Genomic DNA, 18,173 nt, shown 5'->3' on the forward strand with positions numbered 1-18,173 from the left:
AGGAGCCGCCGGTTATGCCAGCACCTAAAAAACAAAAAATTACGCTCTGGGAGTTTTTCCAGAGCCTGGGCAAAACATTCATGCTGCCCGTCGCCCTGCTGTCGTTCTGCGGCATCATGCTGGGGATCGGCAGTTCGCTAAGCAGCCGCGACGTCATCACCCTGATGCCGTTTATCGGCCACCCTGCCTTCCAGTTGTTGTTCACCTGGATGAGCAAGATTGGCTCATTCGCCTTCAGCTTCCTGCCGGTGATGTTTGCCATCGCCATTCCGCTGGGCATGGCGCGTGAAAACAAAGGTGTCGCCGCGTTCTCGGGCTTTGTCGGTTTTGCGGTGCTGAACCTGGCCACCAACTTCTATCTGACCACCGCCGGCATTTTGCCCACCACCGATCCGCTGGTGCTGAAAGCCAATAACATCCAGAACATCCTCGGCATTCAGTCGATCGATACCGGCATTCTGGGGGCGGTGATCGTCGGCATTATCGTTTACCTGCTGCATGAGCGTTTTAATACCATTCGACTGCCGGATGCGCTGGCGTTCTTTGGCGGCACCCGCTTCGTGCCGATCGTCACTACCCTGGTACTGGGCCTGTGTGGGCTGGTGATTCCTCTGATCTGGCCGTGGTTTGCCGCCGGCATCAACGGCCTGGGCTGGGTGATTAATGGTGCCGGTGCCTTTGGGCCGATGATTTTCGGTACCGGCGAACGCCTGCTGTTGCCGTTCGGCCTGCACCATATTCTGGTGGCGCTAATTCGCTTTACCGAGGCGGGCGGCACGCTGGACGTATGCGGCCATAGCGTCAGCGGCGCACTGACCATCTTCCAGGCTCAACTCTCCTGCCCGACCACCACCGGCTTTGCCGAAAGCGCCACCCGCTTCCTGTCACAGGGTAAAATGCCGGCATTCCTCGGCGGTCTGCCGGGAGCGGCGTTGGCAATGTATCACTGCGCCAAACCGGAAAACCGCCATAAGATTAAGGGCCTGCTGATCTCCGGCGTCGTGGCCTGCGTGGTCGGCGGGACTACCGAACCGATCGAGTTCCTGTTCCTGTTCGTCGCGCCTTTCCTGTACTTCATTCATGCCATCCTGACCGGGCTGGGCTTCACCGTGATGGCGCTGCTGGGTGTGACCATCGGCAACACCGACGGCAACATCATCGACTTCGTGGTGTTCGGCATCCTGCACGGCACCGCCACCAAGTGGTATCTGGTGCCGATCGTTGCCGCCATCTGGTTCGCGGCCTACTACGCTATTTTCCGCTTCTCCATTCAGCGCTTTAATATCAAAACGCCGGGCCGTGAAAGCGAGACTGCCGGCAGCCAAAGCGCCCCTGTCGGTGCGGTAGGCAAATCCGGTTATAACGTGCCGGCAATACTGGCGGCGCTGGGCGGTAGCGAGAACATCGTCTCATTGGATAACTGCATCACCCGTTTACGTTTGTCCGTTGATGATATGAGCAAAGTGGACGATGCCGCGCTGAAAGCCAACCGCGCGATTGGCGTGGTGCATCTTAACGAGCATAACCTGCAGGTGGTGATCGGCCCGCAGGTGCAATCGGTGAAAGATGAATTAGACTCACTGATAGCCGCCGCGCAACCTGCTGCGGCCCTGCAGGGAGCGTCTCATGTTTGATTTTTCTACCCCGGTCGATCGGCACGGTACCTGGTGCACGCAGTGGGATTACATTGCCGATCGCTTTGGCCATGACGATTTATTGCCTTTTACCATCTCCGATATGGATTTCGCCACCGCACCCTGCATTATCGAGGCGCTGCAACAGCGCCTGCAGCATGGCGTACTGGGTTACAGCCGCTGGCAGCATGAAGATTTTCTCGGAGCGGTACGCCACTGGTATCAACAGCGGTTTGCGACCGCCGTCGACACCAACATGGCCGTATATGGCCCGTCGGTAATTTATATGGTGGCGCAACTGATTCGCCAGTGGTCGGCACCGGGTGAATACGTGGTCACCCATACCCCGGCCTATGACGCCTTTTATAAGGTGATCCTCGGTAATCAGCGCCAACTGTTGGCCTGCCCGCTGCATAAGCAGGGTAACGACTGGCTGTGCGATATGGCGCACCTGGAAGCCTTGCTGGCACGGCCACAGACCAAAATTCTGCTGCTGTGCAGCCCGCAGAACCCGACCGGCAAGGTATGGCGCGCGGAAGAATTACAGCAGATGGCTGAGCTGTGCGAACGCCACGACGTACGGGTGATCAGCGATGAGATCCACATGGATATGGTCTGGGGGGAAAACCGCCACACGCCGTGGAGCCAAGTCGCCACCACGCCCTGGGCATTGCTGACTTCAGGTTCGAAAACCTTCAATATCCCGGCGTTGACCGGCGCCTACGGTTTTATCAGTGACGATGCCAGCCGCGAGGCTTATTTCCAGCAGTTGAAAGCGCGCGACGGCTTATCTTCCCCGGCGGTGCTGGCGGTGGCGGCGCATATTGCCGCTTATCGCCATGGCGAACCCTGGTTGGATGCGCTGCGTGATTACCTGCAGGACAACCTGACGTACGTTGCCGAGCGGCTGAATCAGGCCTTTCCCGCCCTGGCCTGGCAGCCGCCGCAGTCTACCTATCTGGCCTGGATCGATCTGCGCCCACTGGGCATAGACGATCGCCAGCTACAGCAGGTTCTGATCGAACGCGAAAAGGTAGCGATTATGCCCGGTTTCACCTACGGCGAAGAAGGCCGTGGCTTCCTGCGGCTGAACGTAGGTTGCCCGCGCAGCAAGCTTGAGGCGGGCATGGACAAGCTGATAAATGGGTTGAAGTTTGTGTTGGACGAGGTTTGAACTGAGGGGCTGGAAGGCAGGCGAAAGCCTGCCTTTTTTCATTCTTACGGTGTCAACTGTGGGATATCATCCAGACGATAATACACCGGTATTCCCCACTCATTAGCCAAGCGCACGTCGTTATCCGCGCCGGCCGACGCCCCTTCGATGCGATAAATAGCCTGGCACTGGGCTATCAGTCGGTGGGCCACCGGATAGAGAAACGCTTCACTCACCGCATCCCCCAACTGGGTCGAACCGGCCGCCGCCGCCAGGGGCAGCGCCAACCATTCGCCGATCACCGGCACATGCCCACGCTGATAGACCGCCAGCGCGGCCTGCTCCAACCGGTGCAAGTTGTCGGCAATGCATTGTGCATCGCCATCGGTGCCGCTACGGTACGGGCCGGCAATCAGGATCAGTTGGGCGCTCATAAACGCTTCTCCAGAGTGTGGTTTAGGGCAACAAACTGCAGCAGCATGATGGTTTTGGCATCGACAATGGTGCCCTGGCTGACAGCGCGCAGTGCGTCTGCCAACGGCAGTTCCAGCACTTCGAGATCTTCACCTTCCGCTTCCACCCCACCGCCATTGCTGACCCGCTCATCGGCCTGATATTCTCCGACAAAAAAGTGCAGTTTCTCCGTCACCGAACCGGGGCTCATGTAAGCTTCAAACACCTTTTGCACATTTTGCACGATATAGCCGGTTTCTTCTTCCGCTTCGGCCCGGATGCGTTCTTCCGGCGACGCATTGTCCAGCAACCCGGCGGCAGCCTCTATCAGCATGCCGTCGTGCCCATTGACGAACGCCGGGAAGCGGAACTGACGCGTCAGCACTACCTTTTGCCTTTGCCGGTTAAACAGCAAAATGGTGGCTCCATCGCCGCGGTCGTAGGTTTCACGGCTTTGTCGCTGCCATACGCCATCGCGACGCAAAAAATCAAAGGTGGTTTTTTTCAGCAAATACCAGTCATCAGACAATACCCGGGTTTCGACAATGCGAACCCGATCTTGGGTAGCGATCATGGTGCTCAACTCCACAAGCAGGAAAGGAAATTGATACTATCGTGCATTTTCGTGTATGATCAAGATATTTCGTGCAGTGCAAATTTAACGGGAAAACGCCATGCTCACCAGCCAACGTAAAAAAATCATTCTGGAAAAACTGGCTCAGGACGGACAGGTTCTGGCCAAACAGCTCAGCGAGATGTTCGGGTTGTCCGAAGATACCCTGCGGCGCGATCTGCGCGAATTGGACAGTGAAGGCCTATTGCAACGAGTGCACGGCGGTGCGCTGCCGGTTTCCCCGGCCATTGCCACCTTTGCCGAAAGAAACGGGCAGGAATCAGCCGCCAAACGTGCGATTGCCAAAGCCGCGGCGGCAATGATTACCCCTGGGCAAGTGGTAATTCTGGATGGCGGCACGACTTCTGCCGAATTGGTCAGGCAGCTCCCGCCCACGCTGGAAGCCACCGTCGTCACCCACAGCCCCAGCGTGGCTGTCGGTCTGGTAGACCACCCGAAAGTCGAAGTGATCCTGATCGGCGGGCGTTTATATAAACATTCGATCGTCAGCGTTGGCGCAGCCGCAGTGGAAGCCATGTCTCATATTCGCGCCGATATTTATTTTATGGGCGTGACTGGCGTGCACCCTACCGCCGGCCTGAGCACCGGCGATCTCGAAGAGGCTTACATCAAGCGGGCACTGGCCGCACGGGCGGCAGAAACCGTGGTATTGGCCTCGGCCGCCAAGCTCAATGCCGCCTCGCAATATGCCATTGGCGATATTTCCATGGCGCAGAGTATTATCGTCGAGCGCTCCACCGATGCTGCACTGACGGGCCCGCTGGAACAGGCCGGTTTGACCGTGGTTAGAGCCTGAATAACCTCAATCATTAAATAACTTAATAAATACGTGGCTATTTCTTTTATCCGCGTATTTATTAACGTCACACTCAGCGTATCGAATAAAAATGCGAGAGTTATCACACTTCATTAAACTTATTTCTATGCTCATCCTCATTGATGGCGGTAAAACCGGCCTTAACGCGACGTAAACGCAACTCGTTGATTATTAATAATCATCATCTAAAAATCTCGAAGCCGCCAAAAATAAAATGAGATCTCCTTCGCAAAATTAATCCTGCCGGCAAGCCTGTCAAGGTCATCTATAAAAATATTTGTGATAGTTTTGTGATGTCGCCTGCAAATTTTACCGATGCCAAAAATGACAATGAGCTCCACGGAATTGGCTGGAGACAGGTATATGAAGATTGGCGTAGTAATAAGCGGCGGCGATGTCACCGGGATCAATAACTTTATTTTCCAGGTCGCCAGGTTGGCGCAGGCAGATATCATTCTGTTTAACGGCGGCATCCCCGGATTATTGGCTAATCAGCACCATCCTATTGCCCAACGCGATTTGGTTGATTTCTCCATTTCATCAATGCCGATAATCTCTTCCGGTCGCACGGCCAAGAAATTGACGGCCGGAGAATATGAAACCATCAGCAAACAGCTTAAGGCCTTGCACATAGACGTGCTTATTATGGCCGGTGGTGACGGGTCGCTGCAGTTTTTAAATACGCTCAGTGAATTCGGTATTAACTGTTTTGGCGTGGGGATGACTATCGACAATGACGTTTTCGGCAGTCATTACAGCATTGGCTTTTCCACCGCCTGCGAACAGGTGATAAAAGAAGTTTCAAAACTGAGAAACACCGGACGCGCCCTGCCCGGACGCGTGTTCATGATTGAGCTGCTGGGCGGTTACTGCGGGGAGTTGACGCTGCAATCGGCCATCAAATCCAATGCGGATTTTGCCCTGATCCCGGAATGCCAATATGCCTTGAATCAGCTGGCAGAGAAAATAACTCAACGACTTGAGCAGCAAAATAGCGTGATTATTTTGTGCTCAGAGGGTTATACCAAAGAATACTCGCCCGGTTTTCAAGGCGCTATCGACACCATGATAAAACAATTGGAGCCAAAAATTGGCGTGCGAATTCGTAAAACGATTATGGGCTACGGTCTGCGCAATGGTGAACCGACCGGCGAAGAGATTTATCAGGGGACCATTATGGCCAGCGAAGTGGTTCGCTGTATTTATTCAGGAATGAAGAACAAGGCAATCATTATTAATGCCGGCAACCAACCTATTCCCATCGATTTAATCAGCATGCAGAAACGTTTGGTTGATACCGAAGGACACCATTACAAACTCGCCAGGCAATTAAATATAATCTGAGGAGATACCCATGCTTAAAATACTGTGCGTATGTGGCTGTGGCCTCGGCTCCAGCTTTGCCATCGAAATGAGCGCAAGAGCGGTGCTGAAGAAATTAGAGATTGAGGCAGATATTGATCACACTACTATCTCTGAGGCCAGCGCCTTTAAATCAGATATTATTCTTACCCAGAAAACCTTCGCCGATATTTTAAATGCCGACGCCAGCGAAGAGGAAAAGAAGCGGGTCATTATTCTGCATCGGCTTACCGATAAAGTGGAAATTGAGCAAAAGATCGTGGCCTTCCTGAAAGAACGTGACATGAAGGAAACCCGCCATGAATAGCCTGATTGACTTTATCGTCAAAGATCTGTTGGGCCAGGCTTCCATTCTGGTCGCTTTTATCGCCATGCTGGGGCTATTGCTACAGAAGAAATCGATCGGCAAAGTGGCCGAAGGCACCTTCAAAACCCTGCTGGGTTTCCTGATCATGATGGCGGGCATCAACATTATTGTCGGTGCCTTGACCTATCTGAACAGTATATTCACCCAAGGGTTCGGCATGACCGGTTATATCACCGACGTCGCCGCCATCGCCGGCCTGGCCAACCGCGAGTTGGGTTCAGAAGTGGCGCTGACCCTGATGGTAATTTTCGCGGTGAATATCATCATTGCGCGCATTACTCCGTTCAAATACATCTTCCTGACCGGCCAGGCATTGCTGTGGATGGCCACCATAGGGGCGGTGATCGGCTATAAGGCCGGGCTGACCGGCATGCCGCTGATTCTGACCGGCGGCATATTCGGCGGCGTGATGGCGGTCTTGATGCCTGCGCTGGCCCAGCCGGTGGTGCGCAAAATTACCGGTTCGGACGATGTGGCCCTGGGGCACTTCTGCACCATCGGTTATCTGGTACAGGCTGCCGTCGCCAAGGTGGTCGGTAAGGGCTCCCGCTCCACCGAAGACCTGGAGCTGCCCGATAACTTCAAGTTCCTGCAGGACACCTACCTGTCGATGGCGGTGGTGATGATCCCGATGTATCTGATCCCGGCGCTGGCTGCCGGTCCGCAGTACATCGCCCAGTATGCCGGCGGCATGAACTACCTGATGTATTCCTTTATGCAGGCCATCCAGTTTGTCGCCGGCGTATTTATCCTCTACAGCGGCGTACGCCTGCTGCTCAATGAGCTGGTACCCGCCTTCCGCGGTATCGCCCTGCGCGTCGTGCCGGATGCCAAACCGGCGCTGGACTGCCCGGTGCTGTTCCCTTACGCCCCCAACGCGGTGATCGTCGGCTTCCTCGCCACCACCCTTGGCTCAATCATCGGCATGATCGTTTTCCCAATGTTCGGTCTGGCGATGATCCTGCCCGGTCTGCTGACCAACTTCTTCGCCGGCGGCACCGCAGGCATCTTCGGTAATGCGCTCGGTGGCCGTCGCGGCGCCATGATTGGTGGGGTGGTTCATGGCCTGTTTATCACCTTCCTGCCGGCCATTCTGGTACCGATGCTGGAAAGTTACGGCTTTGTCGGGGTGACCTTCAGCGACTCCGACGTCATCAGCAGTGGGCTGGTGATGGGACATGCTTTCCAGGGCAACTGGCTGTTCATCGCCCTGTTCATCGCCTTCGTCACGCTGATTGCGTGGTTTGTTAACGGTAAATCAACCAAGCACCATGAGGAAAAAGTCCATGAAACTCTATAATTTCAACGAGCTGTTGTCAGTGGCCAAAGCCCGAGATTTCAAGGCGATAGGTTCATTCAATCTCCACTGTCTGGAAATGTTACCGGCCTTTTTCAAAGCGGCCAAAAGTATGCACAGCCCGTTGATGATCCAGATTTCGACCGGTACTGCCGAATATTTGGGTTACAGGCTGCTGGTTGATTCGGTGCGTTCTCTGGCCCAAAGCGAGGATGTTCCCACCTGCCTGCATTTGGATCACTGCTCTGACATTGCCTCCATCGAGACGGCGATTGACGCAGGCTTCAGTTCGGTAATGTATGACGGTTCGCACCTGGAAATGGATGAGAACATCGCCAATACCCGTCGAGTGATCGACATTGCTCGTCAACATAACGTGTCGGTAGAAGCAGAATTGGGTGCCATCGGCGGCTCCGAAGACGGTAAGGCGGTGGCGGAAGAGGATATCTGCTTTACCACGGTGGAAGATGCCAAACGCTTTGTCGATGAAACCGGGGTCGATATGCTGGCGGTCTCGGTAGGCACCGTCCACGGGCTCTATACCGGCAAGGCGCATATCCAGCACCAGCGTCTGGCGGAAATCACCGCCGCCACAGGTACCCCGCTGGTGCTGCATGGCGGTACCGGCGTCAGCGATGAAGATATGCGGCTCGCGGTAGCCGGTGGCATCGAAAAAGTGAACGTGGGCACCGAGATGAACGTGCAATGGGTAGACCGATGCAAACAAACCTTTGAAAAGGGCAAGGTCAATGACAGCGTGCGCAAATTCCTGATCCCCGCCAACAATGCCGTTACCCAGGTATTAACGGAAAAGATCGGCCTGTTTAAATAATCACTGCCCTATTTTCTTTTTTATAAAACCCACAACCCTGGTGCCCCGGCGCCCGTCGGGGCTGGAAAGTTCACGCTTAATTTGTGGAGAAGGTCATGTTTAATTTTATGAAAAGCCCGCGAAACAAAGAACTTGATCACGGCCTACAGAATGCCGAAGCCAATGAAATATCAGCCGAAATTAATGTATTAGAACAGCAGTTGGCCACAGCGCCGGCGGATGGCGAAATTCATAAGGCTTTAATGCTGGCTTATAATCGCGCATTAAAGATTTATGCCAAAAATAAAAGCTATCGTCAGCAGATCGATGGAATTTTTATTAAAATGGATGAGCTGCGCAATATTATCAGGAAGTCTCTGTGAGGGAATATGATGACGATTAAACAACTGCTGATAGAAGCCGGTGCGATACAGGTCGGCGTGCAGGAAACCGACTGGAAGAAGGTGATTGAGCTGGCAGCCCGGCCCCTGGTCGAAAACGGTTATATTCACGCATCCTATTATCAGGCGGTGATCAGCAACACGCTGGCCCATGGGGCTTATTACGTGTTCGACGAAGGCATTGCCATTCCCCATGCGCGCCCGGAATGCGGCGTGATCAAAAACTGTTTCAGCATGGTGCTGCTGGAGCAGCCGATCGCCTTCGAAGACAGTGAAGAGGCCGACATCGTGATCCTGTTCGGGGCGACCGACAGTAACAGCCACATTGAGGAAGGCATCCGCGCGATTGTGGATTTGCTGGATAACAAGCCGCGGCTCGAGCGGTTACGCGCCGCAAAACTCTGGCAAGAGGTGGTGGAAATATTATGACTTCGACAGATAGCGACGGTAAAACCGTTATTTTGGTCAATGGCGTTCCGGCTTCCGGTAAAAGCACCGTTGCCCGCGCGCTGGCGCACCATTTTGATCTGCCTTATCTCTCCCTCGACGGTATCAAAGAACCTTTTATGGCACGCCTGGATAACATAAACCGCGAACTGAACCGTCAGTTGGGTTATGCCGCATACCAGGCTATCTGGTCAATGGTGGCGCAGGCGCCCCTGCGCTGCATCTATGTCATCGACGCCTGGTTTGGCTTTCAGTCCAGAGAACAGCTACGCCAGTACCTGCGCGAGGCGGGCGTGACGCAAGTTTTGGAGGTGTGGAACCAAATATCCGGTGAACTGGCCGCAGAACGCTACGCCGCCCGTACCGGCCAGCGTCCCAAAGGCCACCCCGGCGCGGAGTACTTGCCCGAACTGCGGGCGCTGGCCGATCGCGCCATGCCGATGGCCCTGGGCCCGGTGCTGCGTATCGAGCAGGCACAACCGCTGGACATCGACAGGGTTAACCACTGGCTGGTGCAGCACGGCGTCGGCGATAACCAGGAAAAAAACATCGCAAAACTGAGGGTCGGATAGGCTCTGTTACCAACATCAATGCGGGAGTGGCACGCTCCCGCTTTAGCGCATAAATGCGGCAACCAGCAACATTAATGTGATTGTCGTCACTTTTTTATGCAACACAATGGCAATTTTCATCATTTTGTTTTTATACTGATCTGCACTTTACCTACAACAAAATAACGAGTGCACATCATGATTGACCCACGCCTCCCCTTGACCGACATCCACCGTCATCTTGACGGCAATATCCGTGCGCAAACCATTCTTGACCTGGGCCGTCAGTTTAACCTTGCCCTGCCCGCCAACGAACTGGAGGCGCTGCGCCCGCACGTGCAAATCACTCACGCCGAACCGGATCTGGTCAGCTTTCTGCAGAAGCTGGACTGGGGCGTAGCGGTGCTGGGCGATCTGGACGCCTGCCGCCGGGTCGCCTACGAAAACGTCGAGGATGCGGCCAATGCCGGTCTGCACTATGCCGAACTGCGCTTCTCGCCGTATTACATGGCGATGAAACATCAGTTGCCGGTGGCTGGGGTGGTGGAAGCCGTGATTGACGGCATTCGTTCCGGTTCGCGCGATTTGGGTATCGACGTACGCCTGATCGGCATCATGAGCCGTACCTTCGGCGAAGCGGCCTGTTTACAAGAGTTGGAAGGCCTGCTGGCGCACCGCGACGGTATTACCGCACTGGATCTGGCCGGCGACGAACTCGGCTTCCCTGGCAGCCTGTTCCTCAACCACTTCAACCGCGCCCGCGACGCTGGCCTGCGCATCACCGTACACGCAGGTGAAGCCGCGGGTCCGGAAAGCATCTGGCAGGCGATCCGCGAACTGGGTGCCGAACGTATTGGCCATGGCGTGAAAGCGATTGAGGATCCGGCACTGATGGACTTCCTGGCCGAACATGGCATCGGTATCGAATCTTGTCTGACGTCCAACATTCAGACCAGCACCGTGCCTTCTCTGGCGCAGCATCCGCTGGCGAAGTTCCTGCGCCACGGCGTTATGGCGTCGATCAATACCGATGACCCGGCCGTACAGGGCATTGAAATTGAACACGAATACCGCGTGGCGGCACCGCAAGCCGGCCTGACGCCAGCTGAAATCCGCACCGCCCAGGAAAACGGCCTGAAAATGGCGTTCCTCAGCGAACAGGAAAAACAGGCGCTGCGCGATAAAGTGCAGCGCTAAGCGAAAATGGGCGCGCCAAGCGCCCTTTTTATTTATTTCATTTCGTGGTCAACGCGCCTGCTTCTGCGCGCTGCTTGGCCGTTTTACGCGCGTAACGCTGAGCCAGTACGGCACAAACCATTAACTGCACCTGATGGAAAATCATCAACGGCAGCACCATGGCACCCACCGCCGCCGCCGGGAACAGCACGTTGGCCATCGGGATGCCGTTCGCCAGGCTCTTTTTCGAACCACAGAACACGATGGTGATCTCGTCGGCAGTATTGAACCCCAGCCAGCGCGCGGCATAGGTGTTGATAATCAGCACCACCGTCAGCAACACCAGCGACATCACTAAAATGGTCAACAGCGACCAGCCGTCAATCTTGTGCCAAATCCCTTCCACCACCGCAGCGCTAAAAGCGGTATACACCACCAGCAGAATCGATGAACGGTCAGTGAGATTGATCAGCTTGCGATGACGATCGACCCATTTGCCGATTAACGGCCGGGCCAAATGCCCAACCACAAAGGGCACCATCAGTTTCAAAATGATCGAACCTATGGCGTGCAACACATCGGTATTACCGCCCTGAGTATGCATCAGCGCCCCGACCAGCAGCGGCGAGAGGAAAACACCGAGAATGCTGGATGCCGAAGCACTGCACACCGCGGCCGCCACGTTACCACCCGCCGCCGAAGTAAAGGCAATCGCCGACTGAACGGTCGCCGGCAGTGCGCACAGGTACAGGAAGCCCAGATAAACCGTCGGTGTCATCAAACCCGGCACCATCAGGTTCATCGCCAGCCCCAGCAGCGGGAACAGCGCAAAGGTGCTGAGAAACACCACCAAATGCAGCTTCCAGTGCCCCATGCCGGCGATGATCGCCTCACGAGACAGCTTGGCACCGTGCATAAAGAACAGCAGCGCGATAGCCGCGGTGGTCAGATGCTCAAAAAAGGTTGCCCATCTGCCTTCGCAGGGGAAAACCGAAGCGACAATCACCACCAGAATCAATACCAGCAAAAATTTATCAATGCGCAGACGCTGCAACCAGGACATGGGTCAGGATCCCTCGAGGAGTAAGACGGGTTCGGCACGCCGAACCCTGAGAATAAAACGCCGCGGTCAGACTACCGGCAACGCCTTTTGTTGTTTCGCAGATTCAATCCCCAGCTCGATCATTTCCATCACCTTGATGGCGTCAGCAGCCGTGACCGGATTTTCACCCTCACCGTTAATCGCATCGCGGACAGCCGCGTAATAGGCTGGGTAATTGCCAGGAATGCTGAGCAAAGGTTTTTCAGCCAGCACCCCATCACGTGACAATGTCACCACACCATCACGCATGTCGTAACCCCAATCGGCCTGCGGCAGACGCTCGCCCGCTTTGAGGCGGTCTTCCTGCGGATCCAGCCCAAACTTGATAAAGCTACCCTGAGTCCCGTGCACGATATAACGTGCGGTTTCCGCCGCGGCCAGCACGGTACCATGCAGAACGACCCGGCGTTTGCCGTAGTTCAATATTGCGTGGAAATAGTCCACCGATTGTGCACCCGGACGCAGTTCACCCAGATCGACAAACAGCGTTTCCGGTTTGCCGAACAGTTGCAGTGCCTGATCGATCAGATGCGGCCCCAAATCGTACCAGATGCCGCTACCGGCACCGCCCAGCTCACGCCAGCGCTGACGCACTTCCGGGCGGAAACGATCGAAATGAGACTCGAAATAAACCACCTCACCAAGCGCGCCTTCTTTCAACAATGCCTTGAGCGTCAGAAAATCGCTGTCCCAGCGGCGATTGTGGAACACCGACAGCAGCTTGCCGCTCTGCTGCGCTTGCTGCTCCAGCTGCTGAGCCTGTGACAACGTCACGGTAAATGGCTTGTCCACCACCACGTGCTTGCCGGCCGCCATTGCCTGCTGCGCCAGAGGGAAATGGGTATCGTTGGGTGTAGGAATGACGATCAGATCGATAGAGGGGTCGTTAAACAGCGCCTGCGGATCGCTGACTACCGTCATCGATGGCCAGTCTGCGTGCACTTTGCCGGCATCGCTGCTGGAAACCGCAGCCAGCTCTACGCCTGGGGTGCCGACAATCAGCGGCGCATGAAAGGTTTTGCTGGCATAGCCGTAACCGACCAGCCCAACCCGAATTTTTTCTGCCATGGTGTTTCCTCTTACTGGCTCGCAATAGACCAGTCAGATTTGACACCATGACGCAGGCGGGAACAAGAAGTAAATGTAATGTTAATTTGTAGCCACAGCATAAGGCGTCTCACGCTGATTCCTGGCCGGATAGTTTATCTCCAGGCTACGGCGGCGAAAATCGCTCGGGCTGACCCCGACCCGTTTGCGGAATACGCGGGAAAAATAGAGCTGATCGTCATAACCCACCACCCGGCCGATGGTGGCAATCGACTCCTGGGTGGTCTGCAGCAGCAGCTTGGCGCGGATCACCCGCTGATCTTCGCGCCAGCGCAGAATATTGATACCCACCTGCTCACGGAACAGATGCGCCAGCCGCGAAGGCGACAGGCAGACGTGGCGCGCCACTTCGTCGATGCGCAACTCACCGGCCAGATTACCGGTAATAAACTGGCAGGCCTCTATCACCCGGGGATCCATGATTTTCTGTGGGCTGAGCGGATCTTCTTCCATCGCGCGCAGCAGCAAGCGCTCCAGCAGGTTCATCCCCAACTCTTCGGCGAAACGCCGGCCGGAACGCTGCGTTTGCTCGATATTGGCGAACAGCCGATCGAACTCCAGCAGTAAATTATTGTTCGGTAAAGTTAAACGCCCGACCTCATGGGTTTTGCTGTGCCATTCCAGCCAGTCGGCCCAGTAGGCTCGCGGTCGGAAATACACCCAGCGGTGATACCAGCAGTCGCTGTCCGGCGAACGCCCATAGTAGTGCGCCGCCTTGGGGGGAAACAGCAGCAGATCGCCAGGATTGCAGTAGAGGGTGTCTTCGCCGTCGAACACCTTGCCCTGGCCCTTGATGGTCAGGTTGAGAATATAGCCCTTCATGCCGCCGGGGCGGTCGATAAAGAAATCCAGCGGGCCGTCCGCCATGATGGGCGTTAATCCCGCCACCAGATAGGCGTTAAAGGTGTAACCCGGCAACAGCGGGTTCGGCTGCGGTTCCTGTGCCATGCGATGGTACATCTGTCCTCCCGGAACGGCTGATAGAACTATCCTGAACAAGTGTATCGGCCCGGCAGAGAACTGCCTGAGCCGATAACAGAACTGTGAACGCGGTTGTCGATTTTCTAAATCCGACGTTTGGCCTGCTGCTTGTAACGGTCAAAAATCACCGCCGCCAGCAAGATCACGCCGCGCACCACATACTGCGAGAACGGTGAGATGTTCAGCAGGTTCATGGCGTTTTCCACCGTGCCGAGGATCAAGATGCCGGCGATGACGTAGGAGATTTTACCGATACCACCTTTCAACGAAACCCCACCCAGTACGCAGGCGGAGATCACGATCAGCTCATAGCCAATCGAGGTCATTGGCTGGCCGCTGGTCATACGCGAAGCCAGAATGATGCCGGCAGCGGCGGAAACCAGCCCGGACAGCATAAAGATCACAATCTTGGTGCGTACCACCGGCACCCCGGCCAGTCTGGCCGCCTCCTCGTTACCGCCAATCGCCAGCGTATTGCGGCCAAAGGTGGTTTTATTGAGCACGAAGCCGAACAGGATCAGACAGGCTACGGTGATCCAAATGGGCGCAGGCAACCCCAGCCAGTTGGCATAACCCAACGTAAAGAAGCGCTCGTCTTCAATGCCTACCGCTTTCCCGTCGGAAATGATGTACGCCAACCCGCGGAATATCTGCATGGTGGCCAGGGTGGTGATCAGCGCGTTGATTTTCAGCCGGGCGATAACAAAACCGTTGATCAACCCGGAGACCATTCCCAGCAGCAAACCGGCGCCCACGCCGATCCACAGGCTTTCGGTCATATTGATCACCACCGCGGTAGTGACCCCGGCGCAGGCGATCACCGACGCGACTGACAGATCAAAGTCGCCGGAGGCCAGACAAAACAGCATGCCGCAGGCCACCATGCCGGACATGGATATCGCCAACCCCAGCCCTTTCATATTGATAAATGAGCCAAAATTAGGCACAAACAGCACGCAGGCGATAAACAGTACCGCGAACACCACCAGCATGCCGTAGCTGTCCCAAATCCGCGCCAGCCCCTGGCCGCTGCGGTTTTTCACAGAATCGGTCGTTATGGTCGACATCTCTTTCTCCTTCACTTTCAGGCCACCGCCGCAGCGGTATCGGGGGCAATCTCGGGGGTGCGCAGCATCGCCAGGCTGAGGGCTTTTTCCTCGCTGGCGTCATCATGGAGTAACTCACCGGACAGGGCCCCTTCCCGCATCACCAGGATACGGTCCGCCAGCCCCAGGACTTCGGGCAGATCGCTGGAAGCGAACAGCACCGCGATGCCGCGCTGCGCCAGTTGGTAAATGACGTTATAAATCTCGTGTTTAGCGCCAACGTCGATGCCGCGTGTCGGTTCATCCAGCAGGATCACCTTCATGTCTTCCGACAACCAACGCCCCAGAATCGCCTTCTGCTGGTTGCCGCCGGAAAGATTCATAATTAGCTGCTCGGCGCTTGGGGTTTTGATATTCAACGCACGTATATGATGCTCAGCGTTGCTGGCCTCCCAACCGTTGTCGATCAGACAACCCGCGCGGACACTGTTCCGCCGCGCGCTGATGTTGATATTGTCGCGTACCGAATGCACCGGGATAATACCGTCCGCCTTGCGGTCTTCCGGACACAGCATGATGCCGGCACGAATAGCGTCTATTGGCGAGCGAATGGCGAGCACCTGCCCATCCAGCATCAGTTGCCCGGCACTGACCCGCGTGGCGCCAAAGATCCCCTTCATCAGCTCGCTGCGGCCGGCGCCGACCAGGCCGAACAACCCGACGATCTCCCCGGCACGCACGCTCAGATCGATCGGCGTTTTCACGCCGGGCGCTTGCAACCCCTGGAGCGCCAAACGCACCGGCCCCAGTTCACGCGGTTGATAGCCGTAGACGTCACCGAGATCGCGCCCCACCATCGCCTGCACCAACTGGGCATTATCAACCTGACGCATATCGTCAAAGGTGCGCACATAGCGGCCATCTTTGAACACCGTGATGGCGTCGCTGAGGGCAAAAATCTCCTCCATGCGGTGTGAGACATACAGGATCACACGCCCTTCAGCGCGCAATTCGCGGATCACCCGGAACAGCTGTTCGATCTCCCGGGCGGACAGCGAACTGGTGGGCTCGTCAAACGCGATTACCTTGGCGTTGCGCGCCAGCGCTTTGGCGATTTCCACCATTTGCCACTGGCCGATCGACAGGTATTTCAATGGCGTATCCGGATCGATATCCAGCCCGAGATGCTCCAGTTGAAGCCGGGACTCGTAACGCAGCAGTTTGCGATCCACCAGCCCGCGCCTGGTCGGCAGTTGACCGAGATAAATGTTCTCCGCCACGGTCATTTCCGGCACCAGATGCAGCTCCTGGTAGATGATTGCCACCCCGGCATCCAGCGCGTCGGTAGTGTTGGTGAAGGTGACCGAACGCCCCTGCAGCTGAATTTCTCCCTGAGTAGGCGAATAGTTGCCGCTGAGGATTTTCAGCAGCGTGGATTTCCCGGCGCCGTTTTCTCCCATCAGCGCGTGGATCTGCCCGGCCTGACAGCTGAAACTGATGTCATCCAGCGCCTTCACCCCTGGGAAAGTTTTACCTATGCCTTTAAACGCCAGATACGGCAGCGCGGTAGTCATAGTGTTTTCCTCCTGCAGTTAAAAATGCCGCCCGACAGCATGCTGTGGGCGGCCCGGTAATTACATCAGGCCTTTCTTCTGCAGTTCGGTTTTAAAGTTGTCGCGCGTGATCAGCACCACGTCGGTCACTTCGGTGAATTTTTGCGGTTCTACCCCTTTTTCGACCCAGTCATGCAGCATCTGGATGCTCTTGTAACCGTGAATGTCCGGGCTCGGCAGCAGCGAACCGTAGAAGCCGGTGGCCTGCGCCTTGGACAGCTCACTGACCGCATCCACCCCGTTGATCCCGATGCCAATCACGTTCGGCGCCTTAAACCCCTGGCCTTCGGTAGCGCGCACGCCGCCGAGCACGGTGTTGTCGTTCATGCCGACAATCAGCCAGTTTTTCACTTCAGGATGCTGCACCAGCATTGAGTTGGCGGCGTCGAACGCTCCTGGGATATCGTTGGATTTGGTCGGTACCCGGTAAATCTGCTTTTCCGGGAAACCGGCGGCTTTCAACGCGGCAATAGAACCGCCGGTGCGGCGACGGGCCGTGTCCAGTTCATCGGCGGTAATGGCCATCACCGCGGTATCCGGCAGCTTCCAGCCGCGCTTGTTCAGCTCTTTCCACAGCTCTTCCCCCTGGCGTTCGCCGATTTTGGTGGCGGCCATCATCACCAGCGGCACGCTGTCCATAGGCTTGCCTTTGGCGGTAACGAACTGGTCGTCCACCGCGATCACTTTCAGATTGTAACTGCGCGCCTTGGCGACGATCGCCGAGCCCAATTTCGGATCCGGCGTGCAGATGACAAACCCTTTGGCCCCGCTGGCCGCCAGGCTGTCGATGGCGTTCAGGGTCTTCTCGCCGTCCGGCACCGCGATTTTAATCACCTCAAAACCGAGATCCTTACCGGCCTTATCGGCAAATTTCCATTCGGTCTGGAACCAGGGTTCTTCCGGCTGCTTGACCAAAAAACCCAGCTTCATGGTCTCGGCGATAGCCGAATGTGACATAACGGCCGCCAGCCCCAGTGTCGCCAGCGCCTTAGTGAATTTATGCATGATGCTCTCCGCTATTTTGTTCTCTGTGGCGACGAAACCCGCTCGCGGTGAAAACGTTATCATTAGAGTAATGGCTGTAGGTGTAGCGCTTATCTCGCGGCATTGCCTTACAGCCGGGGTAAGACGGCTTAAGTTTTAGCGGGTATTTGTTGCTGAAATGTAGAGCGCTATCACATCCGTGGAATACAGCAGATATGTGCATATATTTAGCGAATT

At 56.0% G+C, this 18,173-nt stretch carries 19 protein-coding genes; 11 read left to right on the forward strand and 8 right to left on the reverse strand.

The genetic code is table 11. The features are described from left to right. Positions 1-14: 14 nt before the first annotated feature. Both malX and ACMGG1_RS12535 read left to right on the forward strand, forming a co-directional pair. A complete protein-coding gene (gene malX, locus ACMGG1_RS12530; RefSeq protein WP_048760927.1) occupies positions 15-1,634 on the forward strand; it encodes a maltose/glucose-specific PTS transporter subunit IIBC in 1,620 nt (539 codons plus the stop codon). Then, complete coding sequence (locus tag ACMGG1_RS12535) at positions 1,627-2,808, forward strand: MalY/PatB family protein (protein ID WP_261135297.1); 1,182 nt, start codon at positions 1,627-1,629, stop codon at positions 2,806-2,808. The genes malX and ACMGG1_RS12535 overlap by 8 nt, the downstream gene beginning before the upstream one ends. A 44-nt stretch (positions 2,809-2,852) precedes the next feature. Here ACMGG1_RS12535 and ACMGG1_RS12540 read toward each other — a convergent pair whose 3' ends face one another. Next, positions 2,853-3,221 carry an NUDIX hydrolase gene (locus tag ACMGG1_RS12540; protein WP_130015672.1) on the reverse strand — a complete coding sequence of 123 codons (369 nt, stop codon included), beginning with the start codon at positions 3,219-3,221 and terminating at the stop codon, positions 2,853-2,855. Further along, entirely contained in the window at positions 3,218-3,814 is a 597-nt protein-coding gene (locus ACMGG1_RS12545) for an NUDIX domain-containing protein (RefSeq protein ID WP_130015671.1), read from the reverse strand. Before ACMGG1_RS12545 ends, ACMGG1_RS12540 begins: the two co-directional genes overlap by 4 nt. A 100-nt stretch (positions 3,815-3,914) precedes the next feature. Between ACMGG1_RS12545 and ACMGG1_RS12550 the strand changes: the two genes are divergently transcribed. The 9 genes from ACMGG1_RS12550 (at position 3,915) to add (ending at position 11,124) form a co-directional block, all read left to right on the forward strand. Next, complete coding sequence (locus ACMGG1_RS12550) at positions 3,915-4,670, forward strand: DeoR/GlpR family DNA-binding transcription regulator (RefSeq protein ID WP_044550769.1); 756 nt, start codon at positions 3,915-3,917, stop codon at positions 4,668-4,670. Positions 4,671-5,054: 384 nt separating this feature from the next. Continuing rightward, a complete protein-coding gene (locus tag ACMGG1_RS12555) occupies positions 5,055-6,035 on the forward strand; it encodes a 6-phosphofructokinase (RefSeq protein ID WP_048760914.1) in 981 nt (326 codons plus the stop codon). 10 nt (positions 6,036-6,045) lie between these two features. Further along, a complete protein-coding gene (locus ACMGG1_RS12560; protein ID WP_020826731.1) occupies positions 6,046-6,360 on the forward strand; it encodes a PTS sugar transporter subunit IIB in 315 nt (104 codons plus the stop codon). Continuing rightward, positions 6,353-7,720, forward strand: a complete 1,368-nt coding sequence (locus tag ACMGG1_RS12565) for a PTS sugar transporter subunit IIC (RefSeq protein WP_020826730.1) — start codon at positions 6,353-6,355, stop codon at positions 7,718-7,720. Before ACMGG1_RS12560 ends, ACMGG1_RS12565 begins: the two co-directional genes overlap by 8 nt. Further along, complete coding sequence (locus ACMGG1_RS12570; RefSeq protein WP_048760913.1) at positions 7,707-8,549, forward strand: class II fructose-bisphosphate aldolase; 843 nt, start codon at positions 7,707-7,709, stop codon at positions 8,547-8,549. The genes ACMGG1_RS12565 and ACMGG1_RS12570 overlap by 14 nt, the downstream gene beginning before the upstream one ends. A gap of 95 nt (positions 8,550-8,644) precedes the next feature. Then, a complete protein-coding gene (locus ACMGG1_RS12575) occupies positions 8,645-8,911 on the forward strand; it encodes a hypothetical protein (RefSeq protein WP_048760911.1) in 267 nt (88 codons plus the stop codon). A 9-nt stretch (positions 8,912-8,920) separates the two neighbouring features. Next, positions 8,921-9,358 carry a PTS sugar transporter subunit IIA gene (locus ACMGG1_RS12580; RefSeq protein WP_041415363.1) on the forward strand — a complete coding sequence of 146 codons (438 nt, stop codon included), beginning with the start codon at positions 8,921-8,923 and terminating at the stop codon, positions 9,356-9,358. After that, positions 9,355-9,948, forward strand: coding sequence for an AAA family ATPase (locus ACMGG1_RS12585; protein WP_128864967.1), 594 nt, complete (start codon positions 9,355-9,357; stop codon positions 9,946-9,948). Before ACMGG1_RS12580 ends, ACMGG1_RS12585 begins: the two co-directional genes overlap by 4 nt. A gap of 177 nt (positions 9,949-10,125) precedes the next feature. Further along, positions 10,126-11,124, forward strand: coding sequence for an adenosine deaminase (add, locus tag ACMGG1_RS12590; RefSeq protein WP_128864968.1), 999 nt, complete (start codon positions 10,126-10,128; stop codon positions 11,122-11,124). Between the two features lie 37 nt (positions 11,125-11,161). Here the strand turns inward: add and ACMGG1_RS12595 are convergent, their stop codons facing one another. The 6 genes from ACMGG1_RS12595 to ACMGG1_RS12620 all read right to left on the reverse strand — a co-directional run bounded on the left by ACMGG1_RS12595 (position 11,162) and on the right by ACMGG1_RS12620 (position 17,957). Continuing rightward, positions 11,162-12,166: a bile acid:sodium symporter family protein gene (locus tag ACMGG1_RS12595; RefSeq protein WP_128864969.1), complete on the reverse strand. Its 1,005-nt coding sequence runs from the start codon at positions 12,164-12,166 to the stop codon at positions 11,162-11,164. 66 nt (positions 12,167-12,232) lie between these two features. Continuing rightward, positions 12,233-13,273, reverse strand: a complete 1,041-nt coding sequence (locus ACMGG1_RS12600; protein WP_048760903.1) for an oxidoreductase — start codon at positions 13,271-13,273, stop codon at positions 12,233-12,235. An 81-nt stretch (positions 13,274-13,354) separates the two neighbouring features. Beyond that, on the reverse strand, positions 13,355-14,272 hold the full coding sequence (gene araC / locus ACMGG1_RS12605) for an arabinose operon transcriptional regulator AraC (protein ID WP_020826722.1): 918 nt from the start codon (positions 14,270-14,272) through the stop codon (positions 13,355-13,357). Positions 14,273-14,376: 104 nt separating this feature from the next. Next, positions 14,377-15,360, reverse strand: a complete 984-nt coding sequence (gene araH, locus ACMGG1_RS12610; RefSeq protein ID WP_142815272.1) for an L-arabinose ABC transporter permease AraH — start codon at positions 15,358-15,360, stop codon at positions 14,377-14,379. A gap of 17 nt (positions 15,361-15,377) precedes the next feature. Further along, entirely contained in the window at positions 15,378-16,913 is a 1,536-nt protein-coding gene (araG, locus tag ACMGG1_RS12615) for an L-arabinose ABC transporter ATP-binding protein AraG (protein WP_142815273.1), read from the reverse strand. Between the two features lie 60 nt (positions 16,914-16,973). Continuing rightward, on the reverse strand, positions 16,974-17,957 hold the full coding sequence (locus ACMGG1_RS12620) for an arabinose ABC transporter substrate-binding protein (RefSeq protein WP_020826719.1): 984 nt from the start codon (positions 17,955-17,957) through the stop codon (positions 16,974-16,976). Positions 17,958-18,173 lie beyond the last annotated feature (216 nt).

The sequence above is a fragment of the Serratia sp. BNK-12 genome, assembly GCF_047456085.1.
GTDB lineage: Bacteria > Pseudomonadota > Gammaproteobacteria > Enterobacterales > Enterobacteriaceae > Serratia > Serratia liquefaciens.

Bases quoted from the DNA above. Each gene is read 5' to 3' on its own strand.
- malX (WP_048760927.1), top strand. From the start codon at position 15: ATGCCAGCACCTAAAAAACAAAAAATTACGCTCTGGGAGTTTTTCCAG.
- ACMGG1_RS12535 (WP_261135297.1), top strand. From the start codon at position 1,627: ATGTTTGATTTTTCTACCCCGGTCGATCGGCACGGTACCTGGTGCACG.
- ACMGG1_RS12540 (WP_130015672.1), bottom strand. From the start codon at position 3,221: ATGAGCGCCCAACTGATCCTGATTGCCGGCCCGTACCGTAGCGGCACC.
- ACMGG1_RS12545 (WP_130015671.1), bottom strand. From the start codon at position 3,814: ATGATCGCTACCCAAGATCGGGTTCGCATTGTCGAAACCCGGGTATTG.
- ACMGG1_RS12550 (WP_044550769.1), top strand. From the start codon at position 3,915: ATGCTCACCAGCCAACGTAAAAAAATCATTCTGGAAAAACTGGCTCAG.
- ACMGG1_RS12555 (WP_048760914.1), top strand. From the start codon at position 5,055: ATGAAGATTGGCGTAGTAATAAGCGGCGGCGATGTCACCGGGATCAAT.
- ACMGG1_RS12560 (WP_020826731.1), top strand. From the start codon at position 6,046: ATGCTTAAAATACTGTGCGTATGTGGCTGTGGCCTCGGCTCCAGCTTT.
- ACMGG1_RS12565 (WP_020826730.1), top strand. From the start codon at position 6,353: ATGAATAGCCTGATTGACTTTATCGTCAAAGATCTGTTGGGCCAGGCT.
- ACMGG1_RS12570 (WP_048760913.1), top strand. From the start codon at position 7,707: ATGAAACTCTATAATTTCAACGAGCTGTTGTCAGTGGCCAAAGCCCGA.
- ACMGG1_RS12575 (WP_048760911.1), top strand. From the start codon at position 8,645: ATGTTTAATTTTATGAAAAGCCCGCGAAACAAAGAACTTGATCACGGC.
- ACMGG1_RS12580 (WP_041415363.1), top strand. From the start codon at position 8,921: ATGACGATTAAACAACTGCTGATAGAAGCCGGTGCGATACAGGTCGGC.
- ACMGG1_RS12585 (WP_128864967.1), top strand. From the start codon at position 9,355: ATGACTTCGACAGATAGCGACGGTAAAACCGTTATTTTGGTCAATGGC.
- add (WP_128864968.1), top strand. From the start codon at position 10,126: ATGATTGACCCACGCCTCCCCTTGACCGACATCCACCGTCATCTTGAC.
- ACMGG1_RS12595 (WP_128864969.1), bottom strand. From the start codon at position 12,166: ATGTCCTGGTTGCAGCGTCTGCGCATTGATAAATTTTTGCTGGTATTG.
- ACMGG1_RS12600 (WP_048760903.1), bottom strand. From the start codon at position 13,273: ATGGCAGAAAAAATTCGGGTTGGGCTGGTCGGTTACGGCTATGCCAGC.
- araC (WP_020826722.1), bottom strand. From the start codon at position 14,272: ATGTACCATCGCATGGCACAGGAACCGCAGCCGAACCCGCTGTTGCCG.
- araH (WP_142815272.1), bottom strand. From the start codon at position 15,360: ATGTCGACCATAACGACCGATTCTGTGAAAAACCGCAGCGGCCAGGGG.
- araG (WP_142815273.1), bottom strand. From the start codon at position 16,913: ATGACTACCGCGCTGCCGTATCTGGCGTTTAAAGGCATAGGTAAAACT.
- ACMGG1_RS12620 (WP_020826719.1), bottom strand. From the start codon at position 17,957: ATGCATAAATTCACTAAGGCGCTGGCGACACTGGGGCTGGCGGCCGTT.